At 59.7% G+C, this 19,775-nt stretch carries 16 protein-coding genes; 7 read left to right on the forward strand and 9 right to left on the reverse strand.

Going from position 1 to position 19,775, the window contains the following annotated elements; all coding sequences use genetic code 11:
- Positions 1-84: 84 nt before the first annotated feature.
- Both HNQ65_RS02140 and HNQ65_RS02145 read left to right on the forward strand, forming a co-directional pair.
- Positions 85-1,521 carry a Gfo/Idh/MocA family oxidoreductase gene (locus tag HNQ65_RS02140; protein ID WP_184337824.1) on the forward strand — a complete coding sequence of 479 codons (1,437 nt, stop codon included), beginning with the start codon at positions 85-87 and terminating at the stop codon, positions 1,519-1,521.
- Between the two features lie 224 nt (positions 1,522-1,745).
- Complete coding sequence (locus HNQ65_RS02145) at positions 1,746-2,375, forward strand: hypothetical protein (protein WP_184337825.1); 630 nt, start codon at positions 1,746-1,748, stop codon at positions 2,373-2,375.
- 130 nt (positions 2,376-2,505) lie between these two features.
- Here HNQ65_RS02145 and HNQ65_RS02150 read toward each other — a convergent pair whose 3' ends face one another.
- Entirely contained in the window at positions 2,506-3,003 is a 498-nt protein-coding gene (locus HNQ65_RS02150; RefSeq protein WP_184337826.1) for a phosphatase domain-containing putative toxin, read from the reverse strand.
- 24 nt (positions 3,004-3,027) lie between these two features.
- Positions 3,028-3,384, reverse strand: a complete 357-nt coding sequence (locus HNQ65_RS02155) for a cupin domain-containing protein (RefSeq protein ID WP_184337827.1) — start codon at positions 3,382-3,384, stop codon at positions 3,028-3,030.
- Between the two features lie 27 nt (positions 3,385-3,411).
- On the opposite strand from HNQ65_RS02155, the gene HNQ65_RS02160 reads away from it, so the two are divergent.
- The 3 genes from HNQ65_RS02160 (at position 3,412) to HNQ65_RS02170 (ending at position 6,057) form a co-directional block, all read left to right on the forward strand.
- Positions 3,412-4,218: an SDR family NAD(P)-dependent oxidoreductase gene (locus HNQ65_RS02160; protein ID WP_184337828.1), complete on the forward strand. Its 807-nt coding sequence runs from the start codon at positions 3,412-3,414 to the stop codon at positions 4,216-4,218.
- Between the two features lie 45 nt (positions 4,219-4,263).
- The gene (locus HNQ65_RS26930; protein WP_184337829.1) at positions 4,264-4,887 is read left to right on the forward strand and encodes a TPM domain-containing protein; all 624 of its coding nucleotides are present in this window, start codon (positions 4,264-4,266) and stop codon (positions 4,885-4,887) included.
- A gap of 285 nt (positions 4,888-5,172) precedes the next feature.
- Positions 5,173-6,057: an N-acetylmuramoyl-L-alanine amidase-like domain-containing protein gene (locus HNQ65_RS02170; protein ID WP_184337830.1), complete on the forward strand. Its 885-nt coding sequence runs from the start codon at positions 5,173-5,175 to the stop codon at positions 6,055-6,057.
- A gap of 392 nt (positions 6,058-6,449) precedes the next feature.
- Here HNQ65_RS02170 and HNQ65_RS02175 read toward each other — a convergent pair whose 3' ends face one another.
- The 6 genes from HNQ65_RS02175 to HNQ65_RS02200 all read right to left on the reverse strand — a co-directional run bounded on the left by HNQ65_RS02175 (position 6,450) and on the right by HNQ65_RS02200 (position 14,299).
- Positions 6,450-8,522, reverse strand: coding sequence for a prenyltransferase/squalene oxidase repeat-containing protein (locus HNQ65_RS02175; protein ID WP_184337831.1), 2,073 nt, complete (start codon positions 8,520-8,522; stop codon positions 6,450-6,452).
- A gap of 83 nt (positions 8,523-8,605) precedes the next feature.
- A complete protein-coding gene (locus tag HNQ65_RS02180; protein ID WP_184337832.1) occupies positions 8,606-9,073 on the reverse strand; it encodes an ExbD/TolR family protein in 468 nt (155 codons plus the stop codon).
- 11 nt (positions 9,074-9,084) lie between these two features.
- Positions 9,085-9,522: an ExbD/TolR family protein gene (locus HNQ65_RS02185; protein WP_281382048.1), complete on the reverse strand. Its 438-nt coding sequence runs from the start codon at positions 9,520-9,522 to the stop codon at positions 9,085-9,087.
- A 48-nt stretch (positions 9,523-9,570) separates the two neighbouring features.
- A complete protein-coding gene (locus tag HNQ65_RS02190) occupies positions 9,571-10,419 on the reverse strand; it encodes a MotA/TolQ/ExbB proton channel family protein (protein ID WP_184337834.1) in 849 nt (282 codons plus the stop codon).
- An 11-nt stretch (positions 10,420-10,430) separates the two neighbouring features.
- Positions 10,431-11,375 (reverse strand): tetratricopeptide repeat protein, encoded by a 945-nt coding sequence (locus tag HNQ65_RS02195; RefSeq protein ID WP_184337835.1) that lies wholly within the window; start codon positions 11,373-11,375, stop codon positions 10,431-10,433.
- Positions 11,376-11,404: 29 nt separating this feature from the next.
- Positions 11,405-14,299 (reverse strand): tetratricopeptide repeat protein, encoded by a 2,895-nt coding sequence (locus HNQ65_RS02200; RefSeq protein ID WP_184337836.1) that lies wholly within the window; start codon positions 14,297-14,299, stop codon positions 11,405-11,407.
- Positions 14,300-14,633: 334 nt separating this feature from the next.
- Between HNQ65_RS02200 and HNQ65_RS02205 the strand changes: the two genes are divergently transcribed.
- Positions 14,634-15,413, forward strand: a complete 780-nt coding sequence (locus tag HNQ65_RS02205; RefSeq protein ID WP_184337837.1) for an ABC transporter ATP-binding protein — start codon at positions 14,634-14,636, stop codon at positions 15,411-15,413.
- Positions 15,414-15,519: 106 nt separating this feature from the next.
- Positions 15,520-17,544, forward strand: a complete 2,025-nt coding sequence (locus tag HNQ65_RS02210) for an alpha/beta hydrolase family protein (RefSeq protein ID WP_184337838.1) — start codon at positions 15,520-15,522, stop codon at positions 17,542-17,544.
- Positions 17,545-17,554: 10 nt separating this feature from the next.
- On the opposite strand, the gene HNQ65_RS02215 is transcribed toward HNQ65_RS02210, so the two are convergent.
- A complete protein-coding gene (locus tag HNQ65_RS02215; protein WP_184337839.1) occupies positions 17,555-19,774 on the reverse strand; it encodes a hypothetical protein in 2,220 nt (739 codons plus the stop codon).
- Position 19,775 lies beyond the last annotated feature (1 nt).

Genomic DNA, 19,775 nt, shown 5'->3' on the forward strand with positions numbered 1-19,775 from the left:
CCATGACGGCATGAAGGGTGTTTTTCACGCTCGCATTAATTCATACGGACATCTAGCGTGGTGCCTTGGTCCCTTTTCTGTCCCATGAAACCCACTGAATACTCTACCAGCCCAACCCGCCGCAGCTTCGTCAAAAAGTCCCTCGCCGCAGGCCTTGGCTTCAATTTCATCCCCGCCTACCTGACCAGCGCCCGCGCGGCGGACAATCCGCAGCTGCCGCCCAGCAAGCGCATCAATCTGGGCTGCGTCGGCATCGGCGGGCGTGCAGGCAGCGTCATCCCCGGCCTCACAGAAGGTGGCACAGCTGTCCCCGTGGCCTTCACGGATGTGGACTTTGTCACCGCAAAGACGGAGAAGAACCTCAAGGCATTTCCGGATGTGAAGCGCTTCAGCGACTTCCGCGAGATGCTCGATAAAATGGGCAAAGACATCGACGCCGTCAGCGTGGTCACCCCCGACCACACCCACTTCACCGCCGCCATCCACGCCATGGCACAGGGCAAGCACGTGTACGTGGAAAAGCCGCTCACCCACACCTTTGAAGAGGCGGAGATCCTCATGCGCGCAGAGAAGAAATTCAAGGTGGTGACACAGATGGGCAACCAGGGCCATACCTCCGCCGGTGCCGAGCAGTTCAAGCAGATGCTCGCAGCGGGCATTGTCGATGACATTGTGAAGATTGACGCATGGAAGTCTCCTTCCCTGTGGTTCATGAACGCCGCCGAGCGCGCGCTCATCAAAGGCTATCCTCCGGAGGAGCCAAAGCCCGAGACGCTCAATTGGGACCTCTGGTGCGGCCCGCAGGAGGTCAAGCCCTACAGCAAGATGTACCACCCCTTCAACTGGCGCGGTTTCCACCTCTATGGCGGCGGCATGTTTGGCGACTGGGGCGCTCACATCATCGACTTTGCCCATGATCACCTCAAGCTCGGCCTGCCCACGCGCATCACACCTCTGGCGCTCGCTGATTACAACCAGATAGCCTACCCGCTGAGCTCGGACATCCGGTTTGAATTCCCCGCACGTGGCGAAAAGATGCCCGCCGTGGAGCTGCACTGGAAAGCAGGCGGAGACACCAAAATCGAGATCGCGGAGAAATTTGGCGATCCCGGCCCGGACGGCAAAGTCGTCATCCCCAATCCCGGTGCCACCGGCTCCCTCCTGCACCGGAAACAGGGCGACTACCTCGTGCAGCGCGGCTCCCACGACCGTCATTCCCTCGTGTATCCGCGCTCCAAGATGGTCGAGTTCAAAGACGCCATGGCCCTTCATCCGCCGAAGTACAATCACTTCCAGAGCTTCATCCAGGCCTGCATGGGCAATGGCAGCACTGAATCGCCTTTCAGCATCGGTGGCGCTCTCACCCAGGTGCTGAATCTGGGCACCATCGCCGAGTATCTGAACGTCGACCTGCAGTTCGATCCGGCGACCAAGCGCTTCATCAACAACGACGCCGCCAACGCCCGCCTCTCCGGCCCCGCTCCCCGCGCCGAGTGGGCCGACTGCTACAAGCTGGCATAAGGAAGCACCCTGTTCCTCCGGCCTGCGATTCGGCAGACCGGAGGACTCACCATGCATCGGCCATGAGGCGAGCTTGTGCCGCCACATCCTCAGAATTTCCAGGCTGGCAGCCAGGGGCTTACTGGGTTACAAAAGAGTTTTCGGAAGCTGGCCATGACCCGGCGCAGCGTGTGCCCGGCTTAGAAAGCGTTTGCCTCCTCATGCCACGGCTTCAACCTTCCGCCATGATCCGCACCCTGCTCTCCGCCGTGGTTTTGGGCATCGCCCTGCCAGCAGTTTATGCACAAACCAGCCCTGCCACCCCCGCTCAGGCTGTGGTAGACAAGGCCCTCGCTGCAGTCGGCGGCAGGGACAAGCTGCTCAAGATTTTCCGCTTTGGAGAGACCTTTCATTTTGGCGACAAACCCGAGCCGCCCGAGGGGAAAAAACGCACGAGCCGGACTTCCGTCATCGAGCTGCCCAATCGCTGGTGGCTAGGCAAGAAGGAACGCGGCGATGAGCCCGCCAAAGAAGATGTGCGTGCCTGGTCGCTCGATCTGCTCGTTGATCCCAAGTCCAAGTTCGAGCCCATCGCGGAGATCACCGACGAGGGCAAGGCCTGTGAGGGCGTGCAGGTAAGCGGCAACGTGACACCGCCCATGAAGTTTTACTTCGACAAGGAAAGCCACCTGCTTCATCGGCTCGACTGGCGTGGAGACTTCTACCGCTTCAGTGACTGGAAAGAGCACGATGGTCTGCGCTACGCTTCAAAGACCATCATCTTCAAGCTCAAGGACGGGAAACCCTGGTTCTACCACGAGATCACCTCCATGGAGCGCCTCACCCAGCTTCCTGACGGACTGGCTAAGCCGTGATCCCCCCGCTCACGCATTCTCATGCAGCGGATCGCTGTCCATAGCCCGCTTTGTCTTTTGTCCTGTCTGGCCACGGATAAGCCTTCAGTCTGCGGACAGCGCGTCGGCGTCATCCTCATCCTGTGCTGCCTCACTTGGCCCTGTACTTCCCCATCCACCGCTTCGCGCAGTCCACCTGCTCGCTCGTTTCCAGGCAGCACTTCCGCCGCGTGCGGATCCACTTCACAGGATCGCTCCCCGCCGGGATCAATCCCGCCTTCGCACACCAGGCCACGATGAACTGCCCCGTCCGCCCACACCCTGCAACACAGTGCACCACCACGGGCTCGCGTGCAGCCTTGTGCGCATCCATCAGCGTGATGAAGCGCTCCATCTGCTCATCCGTCGGCACTCCATAGTCCGGCACATGGATGTGATGGTAGGCAAAGTGCGGCGGCACATCCTTGCGGTTGTCAAACTCGCAGCAGTTCACCACCACCCGGATGCCGTGCTCGTCATACAGGTCAAACACATACGGATCCGGCCACCACGAAGCAGCGATCACGCCCTCCACAATCCAGGTGAAGGGCTCGGTGCGTTCGGGCTGGCCACGTTCAGGCCAGTACCAGGGGCGGATCAGTGATGGCATGGGGTTCGGTTTAATCAAGGTTTGCTACGCTGTGAAGTAGGTATCCTCATGCGAATACGGTGGTGCGCAGCAGCACAAGAAGCGAAGTGTCTGGCTGGCGGTGATCTGGTGCCAGGCGCCGGGTGGAATAAGGATGGCGTCTCCTGGGGCTACGGTGCGGTTTTCGCCATCGATCTCCATGGTCCCCTGCCCTTCGAGGATGAAATAGAACTCCTCGCTGAGTTTGTGGTAATGGCGCTCGGTGGGGCGACCTACGGGCACGACGGCTTCGGCGAGGCTCTGGTTTTGCACGGGTGCATTGGTGCGGTCCAGGATGCTGCGGATGGTGCTGCCGTCCTTGGTGGTGAAAGGATTCTGCTGGGAAAGCTGGTTGATGGTCATGCAGGGAGTGTGGTAATGCTGCATGCAATGGAAGCGAATGGATTTTGTGTCGAAAACTGCCGTGCGGTGATCACCGGTGCGTCCTCCGGACTGGGGGCTGAATTTGCGCGCCAGTTAGCGCCTCAGGCTGAGCTGCTGGTGCTGGTGGCCCGCCGTGCTGAGGCTCTGGAAATGGTGAAAAAGGAGCTGTCCGGTTTGAAGGCGAAAGTGCTTTGTTTTGTGTCGGATCTGGCAAAAGACGAGGGTCGAGACGCGGTGGCTGCCTTCCTTGTGGAAAACGGGATAAAGCCCACCCTGCTGATCAACAATGCAGGCATGGGGGACTACGGCAGCTTTGTGAGTTCCTCGGCGGAGAAAACGCGCTCGCAGATTGAGCTGAACATCACGGCGCTGACGATGCTGACGCATGCGCTGCTGCCGCTGATGGAGCGCCCGGCGGGCATCGTGAATGTGAGCTCCCTGGCCAGCACGCTGCCGATGCCAGACCTGGCGGTGTATGCGGCGTCCAAGGCTTATGTGACGAGCTTTTCTGAGGCGCTGGCGATTGAGCTGGCACCGGAAAATATCTCTGTCTGCTGCACCTGCCCGGGACCGACGCCGACGAATTTCAGCAAGACGGCGAAGCGGGAAGATGGGAGTGACACGAACCGGGATGGGCAGGGCTTGCTGAGGATTCCGCCTGCCCAGGTGGTGCGGGAGTCGCTCGCGGCACTGAGGCATGGGCAGGCGTGTGTGTTTCCGGGGGTGGGGGTCTCCATCGCCGGGCGTGTTTTCCGGCTGATGCCACGGAGGCTGATGCGCATGATCCTGAGACGACGTGCGCGCAACGCGTGATGTTCTCGTTTGCAGGTGCAGTGAGATGCGTGGTACAGTGCAGGCGTGCGCTGCCCTGCCTGCCGAGCCCCTGCGACTGAAACCGACGCCGCCTGCCGGCAGTGTGGGTTTTCGCTGGAGGTGGCGGATCGCTCCTTTGGCATCGCCCCCACCTTGCAAAAACCCATCTCCGACCTCAGCGGCGTGCTGGGTTCCCTTTCCAGACGCCGGGCCGCGCAGATCATCGCCGGGGTGGAGCGGCGCTTTCCGCAGCTCAGCATCGCAGCGGTGCTGATGGAGGTGCCGCAGCAGGCTCCGATCGTACCGTATGCCTTCTGGCTCTTCAACCGCGGCAGCCTTTCCAGTGCGGTGGAGAAAGGCGGCGAGAATCGTCTGGTGATGCTGCTGATCGACACGAGTTCCGACCGCGCCATCGCCATGATGGGCTACGGCCTGGAACCTTTTTTGCAGGAAAACTATCTGCAGGCCTGCCTGCAGGCGGCGCATCAGCCGTTGGTGAAAAAGCGCTATGCGCAGGCCATTGAATCGTTTGCCAGGGAGCTGGACCGACAACTGGTGGAGGTGTGCCAGGTACTGCCCAAGCAGTATGGGCTGGTGGATGAATCGCGCTGGCTGGACTCCTGCGCCCCAGGCGACGACCGGCTGGGCATGGCTGAAAACTTGTATTAACTCTACTTTAGTGATTTTTAACATGGGCTGGTCAGATCTGATTATTCCAAAATGTTTGACCACGGATCACACGGATCACACGGATTGACACGGATGCCTGAGGCTGAGGTTGGAAATCTCTTGATGACTTTATGAACTCCCTGAAGAGTTAGGGGGACACGGATTTAACACCGCGAGAGATTAGAAGACCGCAGAGAATACCTTTTGAATCAATGCTTTGCGGTATTCCTTATTCTCTATGAGCTGGATTATTCAGCGTTTCCTTAGCAAAGTAGAACTAACCGCATGCTGACTCGTCGCCATCTTTTGAAACTGGGCCTGATGGCAGGTGGCAGCACCTGGCTGCGTGCCGAGGAGTTTCTGCCACAGAGTGTCTGCTTCAAAGGGGTGGAGGTGTTTCAAAAGATCGTGGCGCGAGCCGTGGCGGAGAACTGGGCTGCGCTGCCGATGGGCACACGTGTGGCGCAGTTTGGCCTGGCGCTGCGTGGCATCAAATATGTGGGGTGGACGTTGGAGATTGATGACCGGATTGAGTCGCCTTCGGTGAATTTGACGGGGCTGGACTGCTGGACGTTTTTTGAGGTGTCGCTGGGCATGGCGAGGATGATTGCAAGGCGGCAGCGGGCTTACTCGCCGAGTGATCTGCTGCGGGAGATTGAGTGGACGCGGTATCGTGGCGGGGTTTGCCGGGGGCGTTACCTAGACCGGATTCATTACCTGGACGAATGGTTCACGGACAACGCGGCGCGTGGGAACATCCGCTATGTGACGCGGGAGGTGGGGCCGGTGGTGAGGCTGACGGGACGTGCGAATGATGAGATGTCGCTGAATCCGAAGCTGTACCGTTATCTGCGGGCGAATCCGTCGCTGGTGCCCCAATTGAGACAGATGGAGGCGAAGCTGGAGAAGGTGCCGTTTGATTTCATTCCGAAGGAGCAGGTGGCTGCATGTGAGCCGAGGATTCAGAGCGGAGATATCATCGGGATCGTGACGAACCGGCAGCATGTGTTCTGCTCGCACGTGGGACTGGCCTTACGCCTTCAGGATGGGTCGTGTCACTTCATGCATGCGTCAGCGACGTACAAGAAGGTGGTCGTGGACAAGACGATTCATGAATATTTGTACTCGGTGAAGAGTCATGCGGGGATTGTGGTGGGGAGGCCGCGGTGAGAGTTTGCTGTGGTTGAACGTTGTTGACTATGGTTGGCAGAGGGGGCGGGATTAACCACGGAATGCACTGAATACACGGAAACCAGAATCTAGGAGTCCGGGTAAGGTCAGTCTGATGGAATGATCAGATTTTCAAAGTGTGGACGAGCCGACCTGCCCGCAGAAGGTCTGAACGGGCATAGAGCCCCTGCAAGTGGACTGCCTGCACGACGCGCGGGCTGGGGCTTATACCTGTTCTCGAAAAGCCTGTCACATTGTCCGGGCGGCGCAGCGGCCCGATTGGCTGCGTTAGTCGCTTGCCTGTTATTTTCAACTAGCAGCTGGCGCTCCCGCCTTGCCACTGGGGCCACTGCGCTCACCGGTTCAATCGGACATTCTTTTCGCGAACAGGTCTACTTGTCGAAGAAGGAGGATTCTTCGCGGTCGCCGACTTTGAGGTAGCGGTAGTAAACCTCGAGCTGGAGGGTGCAGAGGCACTGGCGGTAGATGGCGTCTGTGGCGTCGCCGGAAGGCCAGTTGGGGCGACCGGCTTTGAAAGAGCCGTCTGCCTGCTGGGCGCTGAGGACCTGAGGGAGGAACTGCTGGTTGTAGAACTTCCAGTCGTCCCCGCCCTGCTGGAAGAAGGCCTGGGTGTAGTAGTACCAGCAGTAGAGGTTGCAGTTTTTGTTCCAGTCGAGGGGTTCGGCGGTGATGAAGTCGCGGAGGAATTTGATGCCCTTCTTGATCGGAGTGGTCTTGCCTTTGGCCATGGTCTGCAGGCCCAGGATGCCCACGCCGGAGAGGCTCCACTGATTGTAGTGCGCGTCGCGATTGGTGACGCCGAAGCCGCCGTCTTTGGTCTGCTTGTCCTCAAGGTATTTGGTCAGCTTGCCGATGGCGGTGTGGAGGCCGTCGATCTTGAGGCTGGTGTTTTTGGCGGCCTTGAGGGCCTGGAACTGCCATCCGGCGACGGAGAGGTCCTCGCGGCTCTTTTTGCCTGCATAGAATCCGGTGTCGCCATCATACACCCAGCTGCCGCTGTCCTGCTGATTGTCGATGATGAGTTTGACGCCCTGCTCAAAGGCCTCGCGCATGCCTGGGAGGGATTTGCTGCCGAGACGGGCGAGGGTGTACATTTCACCGAGGGCGTAGGTGGCGATGCCGTGCTCGTAAACGGGGGCATTGCCTTTTTCGCCCTGGCTGAAGAGCTTGTTTTTGTTTTTCTTCTGCGCCTCGATGAGGAACATGATGCCCTTCATGACGTTTTCGCCGTAGAAGGGGGATTCGGGGGTTTCGCAGCGGCCGAGGTAGCAGAGCAGGGCCAGACCGGTCATGGCGCACTTGTTGTTGCGGCCCCAGGAGCCGTCGGCGTTCTGCTGGGTTTTCAGCCACTCCAGGGAGGCGGACACGGCGGCCTCGCACTCAGGCGTGCCGCCGTTCTGGCGCAGCTTTTCCAGTCGCTCCTGCGTGGAGCAGCGGCTGCGCATGGAGGGCGGCAGCGTCACAAAGCCGTTCGCTGCTCCCATGCCCACGCCTTTGCCAAAGCCGCCACCGGCTCCGGCCAAGCCCAGGCTGCCACCGGCACCCAGGGCACCGCCGCCCATCATCGCGCTCATGTCCGGCATGTCCAGGGAGTCTGGCGGTGCCTCAGGGAGGGAGATGGAGGAGTTCACGCTGGTGCTGACCAGCTTCTTCATCGGCATGGATTTATTGACCGAGCTGCGCTTTTTCTGCTGCACCTTGTGCTGCAGGTCGGAGCTGGCCTTGGCACCTGCGGCGGTGCCGCCACCAGGCAGGAAGTCCACCTGCTTGTCCATGACACCGCTGGTGAAGACGATGAAGAGTGCGCCCACGCCCAAGCCGGCGTGGATGGCAATGCTGAGCAGCAGGGAGCTGGCACCCGCTTTGCGCCACATCTGCACAAACTTGTTGGGCGGAGGCCCTGCCTCGATGTGGGTCAACGCGGGAGGATGGTACACCTGGCCTTCGACGTGCTCGACAGCCACTGCGGCCTCTCCTGCGTCATCGGCAGGTGCTGCAGCCACGGGGGCTGCAGCGGAAGGCACCGGCATCGCGGCAGCGACGGCCGAAGGAGCGGGCATGGAAGGGGTCGGCATGGCCACCGGCACGGCGGCGCTCACAGGTTTGGGGGCCGGGACAGCTCCTGTGGCTGCGGATGGAGCGGGAGGCGGCATCATGGCTGGCATGGGCATGGCAGGCACATAGCCCGGGGGATAGCCTGGCATCTGCGGCGGGTAGCCCTGTGGCATGGGGTAGCCGGCAGGCATCTGCGGCGGATAACCCTGGGGCATGGGATAGCCAGCAGGCATCTGGGGAGGATAGCCCTGCGGCATGGGATAACCCTGTGGGTAGCCAGGCATCTGCGGCGGATAACCGGGCGGCGGCACGTACCCAGGCTGAAGCGGCTGGGTGGCTCCGGGGTTCTGCTGCGGATTCTGTGGGTTTCCTGGCTGCGAAGGGTTCATGACGAAATGGGGGACAATTTAAGCACGACGCAGAGGCCACCCTGTTTATTGGGTGCCTCCGTCGAAAAAAGTTTCAGGACAAATTAGAATCCTGCGTCGCTGCCAACGGTGAATGTCACGTTGGCGATGCGAGCTACGGCGAGGCCGTTGAGCACGTCGATGACGCGCTCATACTTGGCCTGTTCCTCCGCTTGGATGGTCACAATGACCTTGGCGTTGCGGTTGTCCGCCTCCTGTTTGAGGCGCTTGAGAGTGGCCACAAAGTTGGGCAGCTTTTTGTCGGTAGGAGTATCAAACTCCTCCTCATTCAGCGTCACCACGCCGGACTCCTCGACGCCGACGATGATTTCGTCAGGCATCTCCTGGGGAGCATCCGGAGAAGCCGGTGCCACGCCCGGGAGCTGGCTCTTGAGCTCCATCTCCTTTTTCACGGCACCAGCCATCACCATGAAGAAGAGCATGATAACGAACACCACGTCGATCATCGGTGCGATCTGGAAGCCCAGATTCACATTGTCAGACTCGACTGTTCTATGTTTGTGCGAGGACATGCGGTGTTTGGCTACTGGTTAAGAGCTGAGAAGGAGATGTCGTCAATGCCTGACTGGGCGATGACAGCCATGACTTTTTGCATCTCGATGGCGGGCAGATTTTTATCCCCACGAATGATGACGCGGTAGGAGGGATTTTTGGCCTTGTTGCCGCTGAGGATGTCCACCAGCGGCTCCGTCTGCGGGAACGGCTGGTCCTGGAACATGATTAGCGCCTCCTGCTTGGCGGTGCTCCAGCGGACATTGACGATGGCCTCATTGGCAAGGTTTTTGCCTTCCTTCTTCTTCGCATCCGAAGCGACAGGGAGCTGGATCTCCTTGTCGATCTTGGCCACCTGGGAGGTGGTGATGCTCATGAAGAAGATGAGCAACACGAGGAGCACATCAATCATCGGAGCAATCTGAAACTCCGGTTCGCCGTTTTCTGAACCGCCGCCGCCGCCGCCCATAGTGTTAGAGAGTCAAGGGTTGAAGATGAAGTAAGGGATGGAAACCAATCAAGCTGCAGGAGCTGCTTCGCCAGCGACCCAGTTCGGGATGGCCGCGTAGAACTCTTCCTCGCCGACGTGAGCGTCCTTGAGGTGGCTGTAAGGCATCTTGCGGAAAAGAGCAGCAACGATGTCCTGCAGGCCGCCGATGGAGCCCTGGAGACGGTTACGCAGGAAGTAGAAGAAGAGGAAGGCTGGCACCGCAACGATAAGACCGGTGGCGGTAGCCACAAGCACCTCACCGATGTGGCCGGAAAGAGCGGACACGTCCTGAGCACCGCTGGAGCCCAGGGATGCGAAGGCGCCCTTCATACCGCTCACCGTGCCGATCAGACCGATCATCGGTGTGCAAACACCAAGCACGGAGAGGTAGTTGATGCGGGTCTGAGTGGTGGCGTTCACCTTGTTCAGCTCGGTAAAGATGGCGTTTTCCACGGCTTCTTCACCATCGCCCACAAAGCTGAGAGCCACGCGGGAGACATCGGAGAAAGGAGAAGGATTGCCTTTGCAGAACTGGTAGGCACCCACGTAGTCACCTGCGCGGAAGAGATCCTGCAGCTGGCCGACGAGGGCGGGAGGGGCCATCTTCTTGATGCCGGTGCGGATCCAGAGGTCAACCGTGAGCCAGACGAGCACCACGGAGCAGATGGCGAGCGGGTACATCACCCAGCCACCCTGGAGGAAGAGATCGATCGCGGATTCGCTTTTCACGGCGTGTCCACCTCCCTCGGCCGCGGCTTCCTGAGCGAAGGCGGAGGCAGATGCAAAGACACCCATGGCCAGCAGAATGCTGTAGGACGCACGGGCGCGGGCGTGAGAGATGTAGCGGGTCATGATGTTGGCAGTGTTGGTTTGCATGTGAGATTAAATCAGGCTTTGGGTTTGGAATCAGCAGGTTTGGCAGGAGCGCCGTCTTTGGATTTGTCAGCGTCAGACTTGGGCTTGCCATCTGAACCGGCAGCGGCCTCTTCATCGGTGACATTCTTCATTCCGGCAATGGCCGCCTTCTCTTTCGTGGCGGCTTCTGCCACTGGCGAGCCCGGATAGGAATCACTGATGCGGGCCAGGAAGGCATTGGCATCTTCGTAGCGCTTCATCTTGATGAGGGTCTTGGCGGCATTGAGCTCGGCCTCGGGGACACGCTGCATCTGTGTGCCGTAGAAAACCGGAATGCGCAGGTAAGCCAGCAGGGCCTTCTCCCATTCCTTTTTACGGGTGTAAACGTCTGCGATGATACCCCACAGGGAAGCACCGATGGCGGAGTCGTCCGTCTCCTTCAAGATGCTCTGGGCTTCCAGGATGATAGCCACATAGTCGGAGCTGGTCTGACGCTCGATATCGAGCTGGATGATGCGAAGACGCATCTTCTGAGCGTCGGTCAGCTTGAGGGCGCGCAGCGACGGCATCGACTTGACCACATCGTCAAACTTTCCGCCCTGGTTCAGGGCCTCGATGTAGGCGAAATAGACATCCACATACCAGTTGCCTTCGATGCCTTCAAAATGCTCGAAGAATTCTTTTCCTTTCTTCAGCACAGCGATGGCCTCCTCCGTCTTGCCCTTGGCCAGAAGGTCTGCGGATTCCGTCAGTTCAGCCGGATAGGGCCACTCCAGAGAGTCGATGTTTTTCTTGTCCAGAACGCTTGTGGCCTTCTGTTCCCCGATCTGAATGGTGCGGACGATTTTGCCATCCGGCTGAATGGAGAACTCGGAGGAGAAAACGCGGTTGCCATCCTTCAAAACGATGGCCTGGCCGTAGGCGGAGCCTGCGGCGACAAAAGCGAGAGCAAACAAGAAGCGGGCGAACGAGCGCATGAAATTCGAGGTGGGGGTTCGCATGAAAATTACAGAGTGTTGAGGAGTTTTTCACCCTCTTTGACTTCGGGCTCCTTCTGCAGGTCTGGACGCTTGACCATTTCCTGCAGCGTCGCCTTGGCCTCATCACGCTTGCCAAGAGCCACGAAGGATTTGGCGGAGAGCAGATAGGATTTGGCCACTTCATCCTTCCACTTTTGGTGGGCGATGAAGACACGCTGGAAGTAGGGGATGGCCACTTCGTGCTTGCCACTCAGGGCCTCGATCTCTCCCAGCATACGCAGGGCGTTGGCGGTGGCGTGACCACGCCATTCCTTGGTGTTCGAGATTTGCTCAAAGAGCTTCTTGGCATCGTCATACTTCTTGAGTTTGACGAGGGTCTTGGCCTCCCCCTGGGTAGCGTCCAGCACGTGAGAGCTGCCAGGATAGTTGTTCAGGGCGTCGCGGAAAAGCTCCAAGGCTTTGTCAAACTCGCCCTTCTCAAAGGCGATTTCTGCCAGACCAACAGGTGCACCGTCGGCATAGTCGGTGTCTTTGAACAGATCACGCAGACGAATGTAGCAGGCGCTGGCTTTGTCCAGATCGCCTTTCTTGCGGGCATTGTCACCCACGACGGAAAGCATCATGGGGCTGAGGTCTTCCGGTTTGGCCACTTCAATGATGATGCTGAAGTATTTTTCCGCCTTCTCAGGAAGTTTCATGATCTTGGCCAGCCAGGCCTTGGCAAAGAGAATGCGCATCTGCGCTGTGCCATTCATGGCGGCCTGAGGCGGGGTCAGCAGTTCTTCGAGCTGCTTCTCCACGTCTTCAAAGGTCACTTCCGGTGCGGCTGGCGCGGGGGCAGGAGCAGCGGCAGCACCTTCGGCAGGCTTGGCACCTTCAGCAGGAGGCTGCACGGCGGCTGCACGACGGCGCTTGGGCGCGCTGATGGTCACCAGCTGCTGGATCAGGCCTTCCACCTGCTGATTGGCAACGATGGGAATGCGGAGGCGGATATGTTCAGCGAGGAGCTTCTTGGCTTCCTCCACCTTGCCGTCCTTAATCTGGGCTCGGCTGATCCAGAGGATGGCCTTGAGGGCGAGCTCATCGTCATCCTTTTTGGAATTGTAGTACTTCTGCCACATGGCAGCCAGCTCCTTCCACTTGTTGGCCCCCACATAGAGGTCCGTCAGCTGGTCCATGGCATACCTGAGAACGTCATCCGTTTTCGCCTTGTCCACGGCGAATTCGAACTGGATCATCGCATTTTCATAGTCGGCACGCTGATTGTAGGTGTCTCCGAGAAGGGCATGCACCTGGCCAATGTTGTTGTCGTTAGGAGCGTCCTTGACGATGCTGAGCAGGTCGGCCTCGGCACCCTTTTTGTCGCCACCTTGGAAGTCGATGAAGGCCAGGCGGTAGCGAGCGTCCACCACATACTGCCCCTTTGGATTGTCTTTGATGTAGGTCTTGAGCGCCTTGGTCACGCTCTTGGAGTCGTTCTGGTAGAAGTAGGTCAGGGCGATACGGTACTGAACATCATCCTTGTACGTCGAGGTCGGATACTGCTGGATGAGGTTTTCATACGTCATGCGGGCCTCGTCGAGGCTTTGCAGCTCGAACTGCACGCTGCCGATGAGGAAGTAAAGACGCTCTTTGTCTGCCTTGGGAGCAGTCAAAGACCTCTTCCAAGCGGCCACGGCTTCCTTGAGCTGCTTGTTCTGGTAATAGATCATGCCGACCATCATGGCGACCTCACCAACCATTTCGCTGTCCGGGAATTGATCCATGAAGCCTTCACACAGTTTGGCAGCTTCTTTGGTGCGCTTGAGAGCAGCATTGACCGTGATCAGGCCGTACATGCACCTGTCGCGCTGAGGAAACTGCTTGTATTCATTGACGATCACCTCAAAGGCCAGAATGGCCTGCCAGAGGCGGGAGGGGTCGGCAGCAGAACCGTCTTCTTTAGGAGCGCCCATCTCATAGTAGCAGCGTCCCAGACGGTAGTAGAGGGAGGCATCGTAGTCGGTGCGCTTCTCGATTTCGGCCATGATTTCCTCATTGGCCTTGAGCTTGGTTTCAAGTTCGTCCTTGCGCGGGCCGGTGGCCTTCTTGAGCTGGTCCTGCAGCTTCTTGACCTGCTCGCTCTGGATGCGGGTGATCTCGGCTTTTTTACGCACCAGCTGGTACGCACCGAGAGCCTCCTTGTAGGACTTCTTCTCCATCATCTCGTCACCGAGCTTGAGATAGATGTTGTTCATCTGGGCGATGCTGTCGCCGCCCGAGGCAAAGTTGCGCACTTTGTCCATCAGAGCAGTGGCATCATCGAGCTGGCCTTTGCTGACATAGATGTTGGCGGCAAGCATGGCTGCCTGGATGGACTCAGCACTGCGGATCCCGCCCTCGAGCACGGACTTGAGGATATCCAGCGCCTTGTCCTTCTGATCTTTCTTGCTCAGGGTGTCTGCAATGATGAGACCTGCCTCAGCCTTCTTCTCGGGAGAGCTGCGCACCACTTCTGTCAGCACCTCGATCCCCTTGTCCTCCTGCTTGTTTGCGATGTAGGAGCGGCCTAGGGCCATGCGCACGTCAATGATGGCAGCGCCTTGGGGGAACTCCTTGGCGTAGGCTTCCAGAGACTCGATGGCCTTGGGGTAGTCGTTGAGGTTGTAATGGCAGGCGCCTTCGGTGAAGAGGATGCCTTCGAAAGGCTTGTTGTTGAGGTTCTTTTTGGCGATCGCCAGCTTGGCAAGAGCCTCCTGATACTTGGCCTCTGCAAAGAGTGCGCTGGCAGCATTGACCAAGGCTTCAGTCTCCTGCTGGATGTTCAGAGCTCCCGGGGCTGCTGGAGCGGCGGGGGCAGGAGCAGGCGCGGGCGCTGGAGCCTGTGAAAACACAGGCGATGCGGCGGCCAGGGTCAAAGCGGCACAAAAAATGGGTCTCATGAGTTGCAGGGTGCGGTCCACGTCAGCACAAGGTACAGAAAAACCACGACGAAGCACAAGCCTGAAATAACGCAAGTCATTGCAGATGATTGCGCACTTGGTCTGTGCTTTGAGGCGGAGGGGCATTTTTCAAAAAGAGGTTCGAGATTAGCAGGATGGACATTTTTGTCACGGGAGAAAAAGCGAAAGGATAAATTCTATCCACTTCTAAAGCCGTGCCAGTTTTCAGATGATATTCTGCTACGCAAAACGCAGCAAATCCTTAGCGTCAAAATCATCATCGGTTCAAGTCTGCTCGACATTCCTCATTCATGCTTCAACCATCCTGCATTGCATGACCCACCCCGTACTCGAAGTCAAAGATCTCACCTTCCGCCGCGGCCGCCCCATTTTGAAGGGCATTTCCTGGAGGGTGGAACCCGGGCAGCACTGGTGCATTCTAGGTCCGAACGGCTGCGGCAAGACCTCCCTCATCAACCTCATTACCGGCTATGACAGCGCCACCAGCGGCAGCCTCCAGATCGGCGAGAGTGTTTTTGGCGACGACGACTGGCGTGAAGTGCGCCGCCGCGTGGGCTTGGTGACCAACACCCTTACGACCTACCTCGAAAGCAGCGAGCCGGTGCTGGACGTGATCGCCAGCGGGCGTGAGGCCAAGTTGAACCTGATCGAGCTGCCGCCGCCTGTGGTGCGCCGGGAGGCCGCCAGCCTGCTGCAGCAGGTGGGCTGCAGCTACCTGCGGGAGGCGCTGTGGGGGCCGCTTTCCCAAGGTGAAAAGCAGAAAGTCCTGATTTGTCGCGCCCTGATGGCGAAGTTTCAGGTGTTGATTTTGGACGAGCCCTGCGCCGGGCTGGACCCTGTGGCGAGGGAGCACTACCTGCAGTGGATGCAGTCGCTGGCGGTGCAGCCGCACTCCCCTTCCCTCGTGATGGTCACGCACCATGTGGAGGAGATCCTGCCCAGCATCACCCACTGCCTGCTGCTGAAAGACGGCCAGGTGCACGCTGCGGGTGCCAAGCATGAGGTGCTGAAAAGCGAGAACCTCAGCCACATTTATGGAGCTCCCGTGAAGCTTGGCCGTCGAGGTGAACGTTATTCGCTGCGACTGGCCTGAATACTGGCGAGATGATCTCCCGCCGCCGCAGAGCTCCAGTTTTCACTCCCCTCAGTTGATGAACTCGGCCAGTTCGCCGCGTTTGATTGCAGCCCTTTTCTCTCCCATGAAAGCCCATCTGTTTCTCCTCGCCACCCTTGCCTGCACCTCCCTCTCCCAGGCCGAGGACATCCGCCAGCAGCCGCCCAAGGATCTCAACGGTTACTTCCCTTTCAATCCACCCTCCTCTTTGAGCGAGTGGGATGTACGCAAGGAACAAGTGCGGCGGCAGATCCTGGTGGCGGAAGGGCTGTGGCCGATGCCCACCAAGACGCCACTGAATGCCGTGGTGCATGGAAAGGTGGAGGGAGACGGCTTCACGGTGGAGAAGGTTTACTTTGAGAGCGCCCCGGGATTTTATGTCACGGGCAGCCTGTGGAAGCCGAAGGAGATCAAGGGCAAGGTGCCGGGGGTGATGTTTGCGCACGGCCACTGGAAGGATGCGCGACTTTCGCTGACCGAGCCGGACAAGCTGCGCGCAGAGATCGCCGCAGGTGGCGAGCGCTTTGAGCGCGGCGGCAAGAGCATCTTTCAGTCTCTCTGCGTGCAGCTGGCACGCATGGGCTGCGTGGTCTGGCAGTGGGACATGCTGAGTGATTCGGACTCGGTGCAGATCCCGCGTGAAATCGTGCATACCTTTGCCAAGCAGCGGCCCGAGATGAACACCGAGAAAAACTGGGGGCTTTTCAGTCCGCAGGCTGAGGCGCACCTGCAGTCCATCATGGGCCTGCAGACCTGGAATGCGGTGCGCGGGCTGGACTTTCTGCTCTCGCTGCCTGAGGTGGATCCTGAGCGCACGGCCATCACCGGCGCAAGCGGCGGCGGCACGCAGACGATGCTGCTGGCGGCGATCGACGACCGCATCAAGCTCTCCTTTCCCTGTGTGATGGTGAGCACGGCAATGCAGGGCGGCTGCACGTGTGAGAACACCTCGCTGCTGCGCATCGGCACGGGCAATGTGGAATTTGCCGGCCTCTTTGCTCCGAAGCCGCAGGGCATGAACACGGCCAACGACTGGACGAAGGAGATGGCGACGAAGGGCTTCCCCGATCTGCAGAAGCTGTACACCACCTATGGAGCCAAGGACAATGTCTTCCTGCTGCGCGGCGAGCACTTCCCGCACAACTACAACGCGGTGACGCGGAGTGCGTTTTACACGTTTGTGAACAAGCACTTCAAGCTGGGCTTTCCCTCTCCTGTGATCGAGAATGACTACGAGCCGCTGACCAAGGAGCAGCTCTCCGTTTGGGATGACAAGCACCCTGCCCCTAAGGCAGGCGATCCGGAATTTGAGCGCAAGCTGCTGGCCTACCTGACCAGTGACGCCGAGAAGCAGCTCAGCAAAGCTGAGCCGAAAGTGCTGCAGCAGGGCGTGGAGACCGTCATCGGCCGCAGCTATGACAAGGCGGGCGAGGTTGAGTGGACCCTGAAAGACAAAGAGGACAAGGGAGACCACCTGGCCATGAGCGGCACGCTAACGAACAAGACCTATCAGGAGGAGCTGGCCGTCTGCTGGCTTTATCCCAAGCAGTGGAATGGACGCGTGGTCATCTGGCTGGATGACGCGGGCAAGTCAGGAATCTCCGACAGCAAAGAGGTGAAGGAAATCGTGGCAGGTGGCTCGGCCGTGCTGGGAGTGGATCTGCTTTTTCAAGGCAATGCGGAAGGCAAACAAAACCGCGTGGTGGCCAATCCGCGTGAGTTTGCCGGCTACACCTACGGCTACAACCACGCGCTCTACGCCCAGCGTGTGCACGACGTGCTGACCCTGACCACCTTCCTACGCAACACCAAGGTGGGAACACACCCGAGCCCGAAGACCGTGCACCTAGCCGCCTTTGGAGAGCAGACAGGGCCCATCGCCGTGGCAGCACGTGCACTGGCAGGCAATGCGATCGACCGCGCCGCGATCGACACCCATGGCTTCCGCTTTGGCAAGCTGCTGGATTACCGTGACCCGATGTTCCTGCCCGGTGGCGCCAAATACCAGGATCTGCCCGGCATGCTCTCCCTTCAGGCCAGCCTGCCGCAGTGGGTGAAAGGCGAAGGCAAGGAGCCCAAGGTGACGGCGGTGAAGTGGCTGATGGAGTAGATCCGGGAAGTCAGTTCTTTTTGCCAAAGCTGAGATGAACCGGCTGTGTGCCCTCTGCGGGCACATTGAAGGTCATCTGCCAGCTTTGAGAGGCGGCGTCCCAGTCGGTCTGCCAGAAGGTGTCTGGCATGCCATTGACGAGAAGCTGATGGGCGTCTGGTGAGGACAAGCCGGTGAAGGTGACGGGCAGATGGCCCAGGCCGCCGCGGAGGGTGAGCTCTGCCGACTGATCTGCAGCGACGGCGACTCGCACGGGATAGGTGTTTGTGAGAGTGCCTGAAGCCACGTGGGCACGCAAGGCATTGCCCGCAGCCTCGCGCTGGACCAGTCGCCAGGTGTTGGCATCTTGGGATAGGGCTTCCTTGAGCGGGGCATCGGTGCCATAGTAGGCGCTGGCATCTGCTGGTAGGACGATGAATTCGAGATCCGCCTCGACGTAGTCTCCGGGCAGGAGCTCGTGCACTTCCGGAGGTGGCGAGAGCTCCGCGACGGTGCGGTGGTTCCCCTTCCCCCACTCGGTGCAGAAGAACGAGGCATGCGGGCCAGCCGCAGCGCTGCCGAGAACGGCTTTCCACGAGCGGACGATGAGCCCGCGAGAGGCCATGGCGGGGGTGTGCGGGCGGGCCTCCGGCTCCACGCCGTGCATGGAGATCCACGGTTGTTCTCCTTTGAGGGGCATGCACTGGCGGTCGAATTCGTCCTTGGCAAATTTGGGCCGCCACTCGTCCTTCATGTCCCGGGCATCTCCCACGGCAGCGAGACGTGCGGGGGTGTCATTGTAGAAATCGGCACCGAGCTGGAAGAAGGCGAGGCGCTGCCAGTGCAGGGGCTTGTGGACATCGTAGCGCAGGTGGAAAAAGACCCGCAGGTGGTCATTGCTGCGCGGCAGCGAGACCTGGGTGCGGCATGAGATCTCGCCGCCTGCGCTGTCTTCCTGGTAGCTGGCGTGAGTGAGGCAGGGGCCGTGGGAACGGTAGTCCACGCGTGTGCCATGAAACGGCTGCCAGGCTCCGTCAGTGCCTTTCCACATGAGGAGGTCGCCGCCGCCGCAGTTCTCCGCCCAGCCCCAGGGTTTGCAGTCTTTTTCGTGGGTCAGAGTGAGCAGCGGACGCACATCGGTGATGAAGCAGCGCCGCTGCACACGCCCGGGCTCAAAGCAGATGCTCTCGCCAAAGCTGCCGATAGCGGCCTGATCCCAGAACTGATTATGCCCCCAGCCGATGAGACAAAGCTGAGCAAGAGAGGCGGCGTACACACCACCGTAGCGGGCATAGACCATCTGCAGGGTGAATTCACGACGAGAGCGCGGCGGCACGCGCACCCAGGCAAAGCCGTGGAACCAGGGCCCCTCATGCAGGATGGAGCCTTTGGCCTCGCTGCGGTGCCAATTTTTGGAAAGCTGTACGAGGATGCCGGTGGGGCGGCCCTGATCATCGCAGAGCATGGGGGTGAAGCCGGTGATGGGCAGGTGCTTTTCCTGAGTGAACATGACCCGCGCGACGGCCTCTTTTTCCGAGTCGTTGCGCAGGGTGAACTTCCAGCGGTCGGTGCGATCGAGCTCGCCGGAGGGATAGAAGGTGCGGCCGGGATTGCTCCAGGCTTTTTCCGGGAGGGCCAGACGATGGCATGCCAGGACAGGATCTACCACGACAGGCAGCTCCGACTCGACGACGGCCTCGGGCATGCCGCAGCCTTTTCCGATGAACACTGAGCCGGTGCCAGCGGCCTTCATCGCGCCCCAGCGCAGGGTGAGCGAGACCTCGGGATCGCTTTCCAGGCGGAAGGCGATGCGGTCCGGCCAGGCGGTGATCTCCAGCCGCGCCTGCCCGCTCCACTGGCGCCGCTCCGCGTCTGCAAAGGTGAGGCCCTCGATGACGACGCGCTGAAAATAGCGACCGCTTTCCACGAAGCGCACGGGCTGCAGAAAGGTGTCTGCGGGAGTGCTGTGCCCGGTGCAGTGGTAGGTTTTGCCCTCGTGCTGGAGAGAGCATTCCCATTCGCCATCGAGCGGCTTCATAGTCTGCGTGTCAAAGCGCAGCAGCTCGGAGCCGTGCTTGATGCAGAGCACGGCGCTGGGCGGGGGCTCCTTGATGCTGAGAATGCGCGGCGGACCATCCTGCCACCAGAGCTGGGTGTCGTCCTGCTCCTGCGGCATCCAGTCTTTTGGCGCGGCCTGCAGGCATGCAAGAGAGGCCAGCACTGAAAGGAGGCATGAGAGAAGTGTCTTCATG

It is taken from the genome of Prosthecobacter vanneervenii (genome assembly GCF_014203095.1).
GTDB lineage: Bacteria > Verrucomicrobiota > Verrucomicrobiia > Verrucomicrobiales > Verrucomicrobiaceae > Prosthecobacter > Prosthecobacter vanneervenii.

Excerpts from the sequence above, each read along its gene's own strand:
- HNQ65_RS02180 (WP_184337832.1), bottom strand. The coding sequence starts at position 9,073 with ATGTCCTCGCACAAACATAGAACAGTCGAGTCTGACAATGTGAATCTG.
- HNQ65_RS02195 (WP_184337835.1), bottom strand. The coding sequence starts at position 11,375 with ATGCGCTCGTTCGCCCGCTTCTTGTTTGCTCTCGCTTTTGTCGCCGCA.
- HNQ65_RS02185 (WP_281382048.1), bottom strand. The coding sequence starts at position 9,522 with ATGGGCGGCGGCGGCGGCGGTTCAGAAAACGGCGAACCGGAGTTTCAG.
- HNQ65_RS02175 (WP_184337831.1), bottom strand. The coding sequence starts at position 8,522 with ATGAACCCTTCGCAGCCAGGAAACCCACAGAATCCGCAGCAGAACCCC.
- HNQ65_RS02205 (WP_184337837.1), top strand. The coding sequence starts at position 14,634 with ATGACCCACCCCGTACTCGAAGTCAAAGATCTCACCTTCCGCCGCGGC.
- HNQ65_RS02200 (WP_184337836.1), bottom strand. The coding sequence starts at position 14,299 with ATGAGACCCATTTTTTGTGCCGCTTTGACCCTGGCCGCCGCATCGCCT.
- HNQ65_RS02145 (WP_184337825.1), top strand. The coding sequence starts at position 1,746 with ATGATCCGCACCCTGCTCTCCGCCGTGGTTTTGGGCATCGCCCTGCCA.
- HNQ65_RS02190 (WP_184337834.1), bottom strand. The coding sequence starts at position 10,419 with ATGCAAACCAACACTGCCAACATCATGACCCGCTACATCTCTCACGCC.
- HNQ65_RS02155 (WP_184337827.1), bottom strand. The coding sequence starts at position 3,384 with ATGACCATCAACCAGCTTTCCCAGCAGAATCCTTTCACCACCAAGGAC.
- HNQ65_RS02140 (WP_184337824.1), top strand. The coding sequence starts at position 85 with ATGAAACCCACTGAATACTCTACCAGCCCAACCCGCCGCAGCTTCGTC.
- HNQ65_RS02210 (WP_184337838.1), top strand. The coding sequence starts at position 15,520 with ATGAAAGCCCATCTGTTTCTCCTCGCCACCCTTGCCTGCACCTCCCTC.
- HNQ65_RS02215 (WP_184337839.1), bottom strand. The coding sequence starts at position 19,774 with ATGAAGACACTTCTCTCATGCCTCCTTTCAGTGCTGGCCTCTCTTGCA.
- HNQ65_RS02170 (WP_184337830.1), top strand. The coding sequence starts at position 5,173 with ATGCTGACTCGTCGCCATCTTTTGAAACTGGGCCTGATGGCAGGTGGC.
- HNQ65_RS02160 (WP_184337828.1), top strand. The coding sequence starts at position 3,412 with ATGGAAGCGAATGGATTTTGTGTCGAAAACTGCCGTGCGGTGATCACC.
- HNQ65_RS02150 (WP_184337826.1), bottom strand. The coding sequence starts at position 3,003 with ATGCCATCACTGATCCGCCCCTGGTACTGGCCTGAACGTGGCCAGCCC.